The organism is Pandoraea cepalis (assembly GCF_902459665.1).
Lineage (GTDB): Bacteria > Pseudomonadota > Gammaproteobacteria > Burkholderiales > Burkholderiaceae > Pandoraea > Pandoraea cepalis.
The window spans coordinates 51,486-64,122 of record NZ_CABPSL010000007.1; the positions used below are offsets into that span (position 1 = coordinate 51,486).

Below are 12,637 nucleotides of genomic sequence, written 5' to 3' on the forward strand. Positions count from 1 at the left end.
ACGGGGGATCTCGCGAGGCAGTCGCAATGGGCACGGCCCGATGCGACATCGGGTCATATGGTTATGGTCGGTCGCATTACTGTTGGTGGCGGCGGTTCTGTTGCTCGGGGCCGGGCGCGCGCACGCCGCTGACGATTTTCTCGACCCGGATGTCGCCTTCAAGGTATCGAAGACAGAGCAGCCCGGTGCGGTGCTGCTGCATTTCGAAGTGGCCAAGGGCTACTACCTCTATCGAGAACGGTTTGCTTTCGCAGCCGACAATCCTGCCGTCACGCTCGGCGTACCGGTGTTTCCGAAGGGTGAAGTCAAGCGCGACGAGACTTTCGGCAAGGACATGGAGGTGTATCACGAGCCCATCGACGTTCGCATCCCGGTGAGTCGGGCGGGGGCCCCGTTTACGCTGAACGTCACCATGCAGGGCTGCGCCGAGAAGGGGCTGTGCTATCCCCCGATGGACAAGCCGTTGAAGATTTCCGCTGCCGCGATTGGCGGCGCGAATAGCGGGAGTTCAACGGCCGCATCAACGCCGGTCCCCGCAACGCCGGCCTTGCTCGGGGGCATGGCGCAAGCGTCGAGCGGTGGGAAGATCGTCACGTCGCCGGAATCCGTGTCGGCAGCCCCCAACGCTGACACGGCCAGCGGCTGGTTGTCCGCGCGAGACGACTATAGCGAGGCCGAGCGGATCCTCTCCGGCGGCAGCTTCGTGCTGGCATTGGCGATCTTCTTCGCGCTGGGTGTCGGGTTGGCGTTCACGCCGTGTGTGTTGCCGATGGTCCCGATTCTCCTGTCGATTGTCGCAGGGCAGGGAGCCAGTCGAGGCAAGGCCGTGCGTCTGGCCATTGCCTATGTGCTCGGCATGTCCGTGGTGAACACCGTCATTGGTGTGGCCGCCGGATTGCTGGGGCAAGGTCTGATCGCGTTCCTGCAGGCGCCGTGGGTGCTGGTCTCGTTCGCGCTGCTCATGATCGTCCTGTCGTTGTCGATGTTCGGCATGTACGAGATTCAGGTGCCGTTGGCGTTGCGCGCTCGAATCGATGACGCCGCTCGCAAGCAGGCGTCGGGTCAATGGGTCGGCGCGGCGATGATGGGCGTGCTATCGGGACTGATCGTGAGCCCATGTGTGACCGCCCCGCTGGCGGCCGCGCTCGCCTTTATCGCGAAGACGGGAGATTCGGTCTTCGGTGGCGCAACGCTCTTCGCATTGTCGCTTGGGATGGGATTACCGCTTGTGCTTCTCGCGGGCGGCGGCGGCGCGTTGCTGCCGCGTGCGGGGGCATGGATGGGCGGCGTGAAACGCTTCTTCGGCTTCCTGCTTCTCGGTGTTGCGCTGTGGATTGTGCGGCCATTGCTGACCACGCCGGTTCTGTTGTTGGGATGGGGCGCCTTGCTGTTGGTGGCCGCCGCGTTCATGCACGTTTTCGATAGACTGCCCGATGGTGTCGGCGCTGCACGGCGCGTGCTCAAGGGGTTAGGCGTTGTCGTCGCCCTTCTTGGCGCCGTGGCTTTGGTGGGGGCGGCAACGGGGGCGCGTGATGCGCTTGCGCCACTCGCGGGGTTGACAGTGGCCACCTCGGGGAGCGCCAGCGCCAGCGCACCCGTGGTCGAGGGGGCCAGGTTCCGGCGCGTACGCAGCGTTGCAGAGCTCGATCAGGTTATCGCGACGGCAGGGCGTCCGGTGATGTTCGACTTCTATGCGGACTGGTGTATTAGCTGCAAGGAAATGGAGCGCTCCGTTTTCACGGATCCGCGTGTCAAAGCCCGTCTCGATCAGATGGTGCTCGTGCAGGCTGACGTCACGGCCAACAACGCCGACGATCAGGCGTTGCTCAAGCGCTTCGGACTGTTCGGCCCGCCGGGCATCATCTTCTTCGATGGCAGCGGTAACGAGAGGACGGGGATGCGCGTGATCGGCGCACAGTCGGCGGATCAGTTCCTGCGCAGCCTGGACAAGGCCCTCGGCCCGGCCACCTGAGCGCTGCGGCCGGAATCCGAGCGCTGCAGCCCGAACCCGGGCGCGGATCGTCGCGAACGGATTCGGTGGCGCGCCCAGACACGGCTTAGGCTTGCGCGCGAATCAGCCTTGCTGCGTCGAGCGCGAAGTACGTCAGGATGCCATCGGCGCCAGCACGTTTGAAGGCGAGCAGCGACTCCATCATGACCTTGTCGTGATCGAGCCAACCATTTTGCGCAGCGGCCTTGAGCATCGCGTACTCGCCGCTGACCTGGTAAGCGTACGTGGGGAAGCGGAACTCGTCCTTCACGCGGCGTACGATGTCCAGGTACGGCATGCCGGGCTTGACCATCACCATGTCCGCACCTTCCTCGATGTCGAGCGCGACTTCGCGCAGCGCTTCGTCGGAGTTGGCGGGATCCATCTGGTACGTCATCTTGTTGCCCTTGCCCAGATTCGATGCCGACCCGACGGCATCGCGGAACGGCCCGTAAAAGGCCGATGCGTACTTGGCCGCATACGCCATGATCCGCGTGTGGATGTGGCCGCGGGCTTCGAGTGCTTCACGAATGGCGCCGATGCGTCCGTCCATCATGTCGGATGGCGCGACGATGTCCACGCCCGCTTCCGCCTGAGTGAGGGCTTGCTTTACGAGAATGCCGGTCGTCACATCGTTGATGACGTAACCGTTTTCGTCGAGCACGCCATCCTGACCATGGCTCGTGTACGGGTCGAGGGCGACGTCCGTCAACACACCCAGATCCGGGAAGTGGCGCTTGAGCTCGCGCACGGCGCGCGGGACCAGACCGTCCGGGTTGGCGGCTTCGATGCCGTCGGGTGTTTTGAGCGTTGCTTCGATATTCGGGAACAGCGAGATCACGGGGACGCCGAGCGTGACACAGGTGTCGGCCACGCGCAGCAGTTCGTCGACCGAGACGCGTTCGACGCCGGGCATCGAGGCGACGGCCTCGCGGCGGTTCTCGCCTTCAAGGATGAACACGGGATAAATGAGGTCGTCGCACGTCAGGTGGTTTTCGCGCATCAGACGACGCGAGAAGTCATCGCGTCGCATGCGGCGCGGGCGAAGCAGGGGGTAGGAACTCATGCGATCGGTCCTTTGGACGGAGATTGGCGTGTCTAAGATTCCGGTGAAACCGGTCGCGCGCAGCGCCCTAAAACGGCCAGTCGTTGCCGTTGCTGCAACGATCCCATTCGCGGGAAGGCGCGCAAAAAAGGGCGCTCGGCGGGAAACTTTCGAACGCATGGTATATCATACCAACCGGATGTTCGCACTGCGTGTGACGTCCCCCGCTTCTCCTCCCTGAGCGGGCGCCTGTCGTTCTACGATAAGGCTCATTTAAACCCGCCGTGCCTACACGGCGGTTTTTTTATGGGCGCGCGAATCGTCTTGTCGGATCCCCCGACAGCCCTGCTTTCCAACGGATTCGAGGGAGCTCATCCGTTCGGCCTAGGGCACGCTGCGCTGACCGTTGCGCGCATCCCTATCACGCCCAATCCATCGGCAGCCACGCGGCTCGCCGCGACAATCTGTCGCGCTGGCTTCCCGCTTCCCCCGCCGCTTGATGCCAACTTACTTCGTGGCGGCGTCGCGCGGCGGAATGGCGAGCCAGTCTTCGAGCACGCGCTGCGCAGCGTCGACGCCGGTGCGCTTGAGCGACGAGAACAGTTGCGCCGTGAATTGCGGCGCCGTGGCAGGATCGTCGGCAGGCAGGCCGTCGGTGCGGGGCAGCGCAGCCAGGCGCTTTTGTGTGTCACGCAGTACGACCGTCGCTTCCTGACGTGTGAGCTTGTCCACCTTGGTCAGCAGCACATGGATCGGGCGGCCCGTGGTCTTGAACCATTCGATCAACTTGCAATCGAGTTCGGTGAACGGGCGGCGCGAGTCCATCAGAAGGACGAGGCCGCGCAGTTGTGGCCGTTGCACCAGATAATCGCCGAGGAGCTGCTGCCAGTGCACCTTCACGCCACCGCCGACCTCGGCGTAGCCATAGCCGGGCAAATCGACGAGATAGCCGTACAGCTTATCAAGGTGGGCGATCTCGAAGTAGTTGATGTGCTGCGTGCGTCCCGGCGTCTTGCTCGAGAAGGCCAGCCGCTTCTGGTTGCACAGGATGTTGAGCGCGCTGGACTTGCCCGCGTTCGAGCGGCCCGCGAAGGCGACCTCGGGCACGGCCGTGGGCGGCAGGTCGCGCAGATGATTGACGGTCGTGAAGAAGCGGGCTTGATGAAGTAGGGACATGACGGAGACCGAGGAGCGCCGCAGCGACGGGAGTCGGGCTGCAACGCGGACGCAGGGCACGCAAGACGGTGGGTCTGATGCCCCCCGGCGATGGCTCGGGAAGCCCCGTTCTGCGGCCTTCTACATGGAAATCCCCTAAAGTCGGGGAAAGACTTTATTGTACAATATGAAAGTTAACCTTGGCCTGACCAAGGCTTGTCCGAACGTCTCGCGCGCCGTGAGGTTGGAGGAGAAACGCGGCGCCGGACGGTGAGTTCGAACGACCGATTTCCCGACAAAACAGATATAAGGTGTGCGAATGAACCGAGGAGTGTGGAAGTCTCTCGCTGCAACACCGTTGGCACTGGCGTGCTTTCTTCTGAGCGGTGCTGGACAAGCCGCCGAGGCGCAGGCGCCCGCCAAACCCGACCTGAACCGGGGACAGGCCATTGCCAGTCAGGTTTGTGCCGCCTGCCATGCGGCAGACGGCAACAGCGCCGGCGGCGCGTATCCGAAGCTTGCCGGTCAGCACGCCGAATATCTCTACAAGCAACTCACCGAATTCAAGGCCCAGCCCGGCAAAACGCCGGTGCGTAATAACGCCATCATGGCCGGCATGGTCGCCGCACTGTCCGATCAGGACATGCGCAATGTCTCCGCCTATTTCGCCTCGCAGACCATGAAACCGGGTGCCGCGCGCGACAAGGACACCGTGCCGCTGGGCCAGAAGATTTACCGCGGCGGCCTGGCCGAAAAGGGCGTTCCCGCCTGCGCCTCATGCCACGGCCCAACAGGCGCCGGCATGCCATCGCAATACCCTCGGCTGTCAGGCCAGTGGGCGGAATACACCGCCGCCCAGTTGGTGGCGTTCCGCGACGAGGTTCGCAAAAACAACGCGCCGATGCATACGGTCGCGTCGCGGTTGTCGGACAAGGAAATCAAGGCAGTCGCGGATTACATCGCCGGTTTGCGCTGATCGGCAGGCCCTGCCCTGACATCATGTGAACGTCAGGGTATATTCGCTGACTTATAGCGAAACCAGCCGCGGCGCCGCAGGGCGACCGGGTCGAACTGGTTTAGCATACACAGGGTGGCGGGCGCGTAAGACACGCGTCCCCGCCCTTTTTTGTTGTCGGAAACAGGATGAGCCTCAGTACCTCCGGAATGCAGATCAAGGGCGCGCAGCGATGGGTGCGCGACGGCGTCGAGCTGGTCAGCTCGATGCGTTTCGCCATCAGCCTGCTGAGCGTGCTTGCGATTGCCAGCATCGTTGGCACCGTGCTCAAGCAGGGCGACCCGTACCCCAACTACGTCAATCAGTTCGGTCCGTTCTGGGCCGGTATCTTCCGCTCGCTCGGTCTGTACACCGTGTACAGCGCGTGGTGGTTCCTGCTGATCCTTTTCTTCCTCATGGCGTCGACGACGCTGTGTATCGTGCGCAATGCGCCAAAGATGATCGCGGACATTCGGAGCTGGCGAGATCACGTGCGCGAGGGCAGTCTGCGTGCCTTCGGCCATAAGGCCGAATACACCGGCCCGGCGTCGCGCACCGAACTCGTGTCGCGTCTCACGGGCTATCTCGGACGTCGTAGTTATCGTTTCGTCGTGCGCGAGCGCGATGGCGCGACGCTTGTTGCGGCCAAGACCGGCGCGATCAACAAAGTCGGCTACATCTTCGCGCACAGTGCGATCGTGATCATTTGCCTGGGCGGGCTGGTCGACAGCGATCTGCTCATTCGTCTCCAGATGGTGCTGTTCGGCAAGTCGCCGTTGCAGGGCAACGCTGTAATTGCCCAGATTCCCGAGACACACCGTCTCTCGCCGAACAACCCGGCGTTTCGCGGCTACGCGTTCGTGCCGGAGGGCGGCAAATCGAACACGGCGATTCTGAATTTCCAGGACGGCTCGGTCGTGCAGGACCTGCCATTCTCTGTCGAACTGAAGAAATTTCACGTCGATTACTACTCGACCGGCATGCCCAAGTTGTTCGCGAGCGATATCGTGGTCACCGACCCGGAGACCGGCAAGTCGATGAACGCGACAGTGAAGGTCAACGAGCCGTTCATCTACAAGGGCGTCGCGATCTACCAGTCGAGCTTTGAGGACGGCGGCAGCAAGCTGAAGTTGACCGGGTATCCCATGCACGGCGTGTCCGACCGGACGTTCGCATTTTCGGGGAACGTGGGCGGCTCGACGCAACTGCGCAGCGGCGTCGCGGGCCAGGATGAATACACCGTCGAGTTCAGCGATTTCCGCGCGATCAACGTCGAGAACATCAGCAATGGCGCCGGCGAGCGCGACGTGCGCGGCGTGGCGCGCAAAACATTGCGCGACGATCTGAACGCGCGACTGGGCTCGGGGGCTCGCCCCGACGTGGGCAAGGATCTGCGCAACGTCGGGCCGTCGGTACAGTACAAGGTGCGCGACCGCAGCGGGCAGGCGAAGGAGTACCGCAACTATATGCTGCCGATTCTGGTGGACGATGGCGAGCGGGTCTTCATGACCGGTGTACGCGACACGCCAGACGGCCCGTTCCAGTATCTGCGCATCCCGGCGGACGCTGACGGCTCCGTCAAGCAGTGGATGCTGCTGCGCGCCGCGCTTCAGGACGATGGGGCGCGGGCCGAAGCCGCCCGTCGGTTTGCTGCTCAATCACTGCCGTCGCAAACGTCGGCGGCATTGCGAGCGCAATTGCAGGAAAGCGCCAAACGCGAGCTGGATCTGTTTGCCGGCGCCATTCCAGCAAGCAAAACCAGCCAGACGAAGGGCGGCCTGCAGGCGATTGCGGAGTTCGTCAACGAGAAGGTTCCTCAGGATCAGCAATCGAGCGCGGCCGACATGTTCCGTCGTATTCTCGACGGTACCGTCTGGCAATTGTGGCAGGTCGCGCGAGACCAGGCCGGGCAGCCGGCCATGACGCCCACGCCCGAGAACGAGCGCTTCGTGCATACGGCAACCAATGCACTGTCCGACAATTTTCTGTACGACGCCCCGGTTTTCCTGCAGCTCGATTCGTTCGATCAGATTCAGGCGAGCGTCTTCCAGCTCACGCGCTCGCCGGGTAAGAAGATCGTGTATCTTGGCAGCTTGCTGCTGGTACTCGGCATCTTCTCAATGTTTTACGTGCGCGAGCGGCGTCTGTGGCTGTGGCTGAAAGACACGCCGGATGGCGGCAGTTCGGTATTGATGGCGGTGTCGACCACGCGCCGCACACTGGATTTCGAAAAGGAATTCGCCCGTACGAAGGCGGAGATCGACGAGATCGTCACAAAACGATAAGGGTGAGACAGATGGAGTTATCGCAAAACTATTCGGAAGTCTCGTGGCTGCGCCGCCGCAGCGTTGGCGACTGGCTGTTCGCGCTGGCGCTGGCGATCGGGGCGGGCTTTGCTCTGAATCGCTACGGCCATTACATGGATTACTACGAGCACACGATTCTGGTGCTCTGCGTGCCGGCTTTTGCGCTGTTGGGCTGGCATTGGCGGTCCGTGCGGTGGCTGATGGCCGGAATCGCGATTCTCGCCCTTTCGGGCATCGGGTTGTATCACCATGATCTGGCGCGCGCCGATCAGGCCTTCCTGCTCAAGTATTTCCTTTCGAGTCAGTCGGCCATCCTGTGGATGAGTGCGCTGTTCTTCCTGGCGACGAGCTTCTACTGGGGAGGCTTGATCGCACGCTCGCCGTTCGGTGCGAGCGTCGGCTCGACGCTGTGCTGGGCCGCCGTGCTGCTTGGCTTTACCGGCATGATGGTGCGTTGGTACGAATCGTATCTCGTGGGCGCCGACGTCGGCCATATTCCGATTTCGAACCTGTACGAAGTGTTCGTCCTCTTCTGCATGATCACGGCGCTGTTCTACCTTTACTACGAACATCACTACGAGACGCGCGCGCTCGGGCCGTTCGTGCTGCTCGTGATCAGCGCGGCGGTCGGTTTCAATCTCTGGTACAGCGTGGCGCGTAGTGCCTATGAGATCCAGCCGCTGGTGCCGGCGTTGCAGAGCTGGTGGATGAAGATCCACGTGCCCGCGAATTTCATCGGTTACGGCACGTTCTCGCTTGCGGCGATGGTCTCGGTGGCGTATCTGCTCAAGTCGAGCGAAAACAAGCGTCTGGCCCTGGCCGGCAAGCCGCTCGACAGCGGATTCTTCTCGTCGCGCCTGCCGTCGCTCGAACTGCTCGATGACCTGATGTACAAGGCGATCGCCGTCGGTTTCGCGTTCTTCACGATCGCCACGATTCTCGGTGCGCTGTGGGCGGCCGACGCATGGGGCGGTTACTGGAGCTGGGATCCGAAGGAGACCTGGGCGCTGATCGTGTGGCTGAACTACGCGGCGTGGCTGCACATGCGGCTGATGAAGGGATTGCGGGGTGTGGTGGCGGCCTGGTGGTCGTTGACGGGCCTGCTGATCACGACGTTCGCATTCCTCGGCGTGAACATGTTCCTCTCGGGGCTGCACAGCTACGGTCAACTCTGACGGGCGTCGTCGCGCCGGGCGCGACTCGAAAGCCGCCGCACGCGGGTGCCGGCGGCTTTTTTTGTCATGTCGTATGATTTTTCGCACCGGGAGGGAGGGAACGACGCCGTCCCGGTGCCAGTCTCAACGTTGACATGGACAGGTGATTCCGCAAATTTGCGGAATCGGCAACGGTGCCGGAAAGGCCAGGCAGGAGGGGGCATCATGAGTCAAGATCAGTCGCGGCTGCGCGGGGCGGATATTCCGGCGAGCGACATCACGCCTCGCGAGGTGGTGACCGCGCGCCGGCGCTTTCTGCGCGCGTCGGGTGCCGGGTTGACGGGGTTGGGCGGCGCTGCCCTCGGCGTGCTGCCGCAGCGGTCGGCCTTCGCGGCTGACAGTCCTGGCGTCGGACTGGCGAAACTGACGGCTGCGCGCAACGCGCGTTACGTCATCACCGACAAGACGACCGATATCAACGACGTCACCACCTACAACAACTTCTACGAGTTCGGCACCGACAAGTCCGATCCGTCGCGCCGCGCCAGCACGCTCAAGCCGCACCCGTGGCAGGTCGCGATCGAGGGCGAGGTCCGGCAGCCGAAGGTCTTCGACATCGATGCGCTGCTCAAGCTCGCGCCGCTCGAGGAGCGTGTCTATCGCCATCGCTGCGTTGAGGGGTGGTCGATGGTGATCCCCTGGGTCGGCTACTCGCTGTCCGAACTCATCCGCCGAGTGCAGCCGACGGGCAACGCGAGGTATGTGGAATTTGTGACGCTTGCCGATCCGAAGCAGATGCCAGGGCTGTCGTATCCGGTGCTGAGTTGGCCGTATGTGGAGGGACTGCGGATGGACGAAGCGATGCATCCGCTGTCACTGCTGACTTTCGGATTGTACGGTGAGGTGCTGCCAAACCAGAATGGCGCGCCGGTGCGCATGGTGGTGCCATGGAAGTACGGGTTCAAGAGCGCCAAATCGATCGTCGCGATTCGCTTCGTCGAGAAAATGCCGCTCACGAGCTGGAATCGCGCGGCGCCGGACGAGTATGGCTTCTACTCGAACGTGAATCCCAACGTCGATCATCCGCGCTGGAGTCAGGCGACCGAGCGTCGCATTGGCGACGGCGGTATTTTCACGCCCAAGCGCAAGACGCTGATGTTCAATGGTTACGGCGATCAGGTGGCCAGCCTGTACCAGGGCATGGATCTGCGAAAATTCTTTTGAACGGACGCGCCGCGTCGATTTGCCGATATGTCCATCACGCCACGTCATCCGTGCGAGGGTTCTGGCGCCACCGTCGAGGCGGCGGCGCCCATCCCCGGTAACGGTTTGCCGTCAGCCGGTGCCGATGCGCGCGCGGCTAATCATTCGGCGCAACACCGGCAACAATGGCTGCCCTGGGTGAAAGCGGTCATGTTCCTGTTCGCGCTGTCGCCGGGGCTGCGACTGATAGCGTATGGCATGACGGATCGGTTGGGCGCCAATCCGGTCGAGTTCATCACTCGTTCGACCGGCACCTGGACGCTGGTCATGCTTTGCGTCACGCTCGCGATCACGCCGATGCGACGCTTGTCGGGCATGGTTTGGCTGCTGAGGTTACGTCGCATGCTTGGACTGTTCGCGTGCTTCTACGGCGCGCTGCATTTCGCCACGTATGTCTGGCTGGATCAGTGGTTCGATTGGTCGAGCATCCTGCACGACGTGTCGGGCAAGCGTCCCTTCATCACCGTGGGGTTCGCGGCGTTCGTGCTGATGGTGGCGTTGGCGCTGACGTCGCCGCACGCGATAGTGCGACGCATGGGCGGGCGGCGCTGGCAGCGGCTGCATCGCTTGATCTATGCGATTGCCGTGCTGGCAATCCTGCACTACTGGTGGATGAAAGCGGGCAAGAACGATCTGGCGCAGCCGGCGATCTACGCGGTCGTGGTCGCGAGCCTGCTCGGCGCCCGTGTGTGGTGGGCGCTTCGCAGACGGCGGACTCAGGCGTGGTCGGGCAGCAGTCGTTCGCCCGCGAAGAGCGACTCGACCGTTTCACGTTCGCGAACGAGGTAGGCTTCGTTGCCGTCGACCATGACTTCGGCGGCGCGCGGGCGCGTATTGTAGTTGGAGCTCATTGTGAAGCCGTAGGCGCCTGCCGAGCGAATGGCGAGTAGATCGCCGGGCGCAATCGCCAAGGCGCGGTCTCGACCCAGCCAGTCGCCGCTTTCGCACACGGGGCCCACGACGTCGTAAATCACCGCGTCGACGGCACGTCGCTCGACCGGATCGATGCCGTGATAGGCCTCATACATCGCAGGACGCGCCAGATCGTTCATCGCCGCATCGACGATGGCGAAGTTCTTCGTCTCACCATGCTTGAGGAACTCCACGCGCGTGAGCAGGACGCCGGCGTTGCCGACGAGCGAGCGACCAGGCTCGAACAGCACTTGACGGTGCCCGTGGCCGCGCTGGGCGATGTGATCGAGCAGCGTGGTGGCGAACGCGGTGATATCGGGGGGCGATTCGTCCGTATAAGTGATGCCCAGGCCGCCGCCCACGTCGATGTGGTGCAGCGAGATGCCTGCCGCTTCGAGCTTTTCGACCAGATCGAGCACCTTGTCGGTGGCGTCGAGATACGGCGAAATTTCCGTGATCTGCGAGCCGATATGGCAGTCGATGCCGACGACTTCGAGGTTCGGCATGGCGGCGGCAGCGCGATAGGCGTCGAAGGCTTCTTCGTAGGCTACGCCGAACTTGTTGCCGCGCAGGCCGGTGGAAATGTACGGATGCGTCTTGGCGTCGACGTTCGGGTTCACGCGCAGCGAAACGCGAGCGCGCTTGCCCGCTTGCCCGGCCACGTCATTGAGTCTGTCCAGTTCGGGACGCGATTCGACGTTGAAGCAGAAAACGTTCTTTTCCAATGCGTAGCGCATTTCGTCGGCGTGCTTGCCGACGCCCGAGAACACGGCGCGCTTCGGATCGCCGCCCGCCGCGATCACGCGAGCGAGTTCACCGGCGGACACGATGTCGAATCCCGCACCGAGCTTGGCGAACACGCCCAGCACGGCGAGGTTCGAGTTCGCCTTGGCCGCGTAGTGCACGGCGGCATTGCGGCCTTCGCAGGCCTTGGCATAAGCCTGATAGGCGCTTGTCAGGGCCGCCTTCGAATAGACGTACAGCGGCGTGCCGAAACGCTCGGCGAGGGCCGGCAGTGCAACGCCCTCGGCATGGAGTACGTCGTTGCGGTAGGAAAAGATGGCGTCGGACATCGCGAAAACTCGGTAATCAACTAGGGCACGCCGCGCAGGCGGATGGCTTCCGGCCGGCTGAATTCGGCTTGTTCCGGATGGTCGTGGCTTATTCCGGCTTCGCCGCCGGAAGCGACGCGGCCGGCGGCACGTCCACCGACGGGCCTCGCTGTGGTTCGGGCACGAGCGGTGGCGGGGGCAGCGGGGCCCCCGGCGGCGGCGTCGGTTTCACCGGGCGGGCGGGAATGTACAGTGGCCCGGCCTGACCGCAACCGGCCAATACGCTCAACAGGGCAATCGACGCTACAATCGCGCAGGTTCGAATAGGTGCAGTCATGGGGGTATCGCCGCGTGGTGCGGCATGCAAACGATGACGCAAACCGTGGAGTTTAGCATGACGGAAAGTGAATTCCTGGCGCTGGCCGAAGCTGTGTTGGCGCAGGTCGAGGCGACTGTCGAGGACAGCGATGTGGATATCGATTGCGAACGAACGGGCAACGTCCTGACGCTCGAATTCGAAGACGGCAGCAAGATCATCGTCAACCTGCAAACGCCGATGAGCGAAATCTGGGTGGCCGCGCGTTCGGGCGGCTACCACTACCGTCTCAAGGGCGACGAATGGCGCGATACGCGCGACGGTACCGAACTGTTTGAGGCCCTGTCGCGCTTCGCGTCACAACAGGCGGGCGAAACGGTAACGTTGCAGGCCGAATGACAGCGAAACTGCAGCGCGCGCCAGCACCCTAATCGACGCCTCCGTGCGGCA

The 12,637-nt window shown here is 63.1% G+C and carries 11 protein-coding genes; 7 read left to right on the plus strand and 4 right to left on the minus strand.

Annotated features, from left to right (window positions below):
* Window positions 1-40 precede the first annotated feature (40 nt).
* Window positions 41-1,972, plus strand: a complete 1,932-nt coding sequence (dsbD, locus tag PCE31106_RS11115; RefSeq protein ID WP_302476050.1) for a protein-disulfide reductase DsbD — start codon at window positions 41-43, stop codon at window positions 1,970-1,972.
* Between the two features lie 85 nt (window positions 1,973-2,057).
* On the opposite strand, the gene hemB is transcribed toward dsbD, so the two are convergent.
* A complete protein-coding gene (gene hemB / locus PCE31106_RS11120) occupies window positions 2,058-3,056 on the minus strand; it encodes a porphobilinogen synthase (protein WP_150563291.1) in 999 nt (332 codons plus the stop codon).
* Window positions 3,057-3,542: 486 nt separating this feature from the next.
* Window positions 3,543-4,211 carry a ribosome biogenesis GTP-binding protein YihA/YsxC gene (yihA, locus tag PCE31106_RS11125; RefSeq protein ID WP_150563292.1) on the minus strand — a complete coding sequence of 223 codons (669 nt, stop codon included), beginning with the start codon at window positions 4,209-4,211 and terminating at the stop codon, window positions 3,543-3,545.
* 298 nt (window positions 4,212-4,509) lie between these two features.
* Here yihA and PCE31106_RS11130 point away from each other — a divergent pair, with 298 nt between their 5' ends.
* The 5 genes from PCE31106_RS11130 (at window position 4,510) to msrQ (ending at window position 10,696) form a co-directional block, all read left to right on the plus strand.
* Complete coding sequence (locus PCE31106_RS11130) at window positions 4,510-5,166, plus strand: c-type cytochrome (protein ID WP_026132329.1); 657 nt, start codon at window positions 4,510-4,512, stop codon at window positions 5,164-5,166.
* A 167-nt stretch (window positions 5,167-5,333) separates the two neighbouring features.
* Window positions 5,334-7,469 carry a cytochrome c biogenesis protein ResB gene (locus PCE31106_RS11135; RefSeq protein WP_254440984.1) on the plus strand — a complete coding sequence of 712 codons (2,136 nt, stop codon included), beginning with the start codon at window positions 5,334-5,336 and terminating at the stop codon, window positions 7,467-7,469.
* Between the two features lie 11 nt (window positions 7,470-7,480).
* Window positions 7,481-8,665 carry a c-type cytochrome biogenesis protein CcsB gene (gene ccsB, locus PCE31106_RS11140; RefSeq protein ID WP_150563293.1) on the plus strand — a complete coding sequence of 395 codons (1,185 nt, stop codon included), beginning with the start codon at window positions 7,481-7,483 and terminating at the stop codon, window positions 8,663-8,665.
* Window positions 8,666-8,869: 204 nt separating this feature from the next.
* Entirely contained in the window at window positions 8,870-9,868 is a 999-nt protein-coding gene (gene msrP, locus PCE31106_RS11145; RefSeq protein ID WP_150563294.1) for a protein-methionine-sulfoxide reductase catalytic subunit MsrP, read from the plus strand.
* Window positions 9,869-9,895: 27 nt separating this feature from the next.
* Window positions 9,896-10,696 carry a protein-methionine-sulfoxide reductase heme-binding subunit MsrQ gene (gene msrQ, locus PCE31106_RS11150; protein WP_174975112.1) on the plus strand — a complete coding sequence of 267 codons (801 nt, stop codon included), beginning with the start codon at window positions 9,896-9,898 and terminating at the stop codon, window positions 10,694-10,696.
* Here msrQ and lysA read toward each other — a convergent pair.
* Together lysA and lptM are read right to left on the minus strand one after the other, a co-directional pair.
* A complete protein-coding gene (lysA, locus tag PCE31106_RS11155; RefSeq protein ID WP_150563295.1) occupies window positions 10,624-11,892 on the minus strand; it encodes a diaminopimelate decarboxylase in 1,269 nt (422 codons plus the stop codon). The two genes, msrQ and lysA, sit on opposite strands and share 73 nt — an antisense overlap.
* Before the next feature lie 88 nt (window positions 11,893-11,980).
* Window positions 11,981-12,208 (minus strand): LPS translocon maturation chaperone LptM, encoded by a 228-nt coding sequence (lptM, locus tag PCE31106_RS24535; protein ID WP_085982717.1) that lies wholly within the window; start codon window positions 12,206-12,208, stop codon window positions 11,981-11,983.
* A gap of 57 nt (window positions 12,209-12,265) precedes the next feature.
* Between lptM and cyaY the strand changes: the two genes are divergently transcribed.
* Window positions 12,266-12,586 carry an iron donor protein CyaY gene (gene cyaY, locus PCE31106_RS11160; RefSeq protein ID WP_017235772.1) on the plus strand — a complete coding sequence of 107 codons (321 nt, stop codon included), beginning with the start codon at window positions 12,266-12,268 and terminating at the stop codon, window positions 12,584-12,586.
* Window positions 12,587-12,637 lie beyond the last annotated feature (51 nt).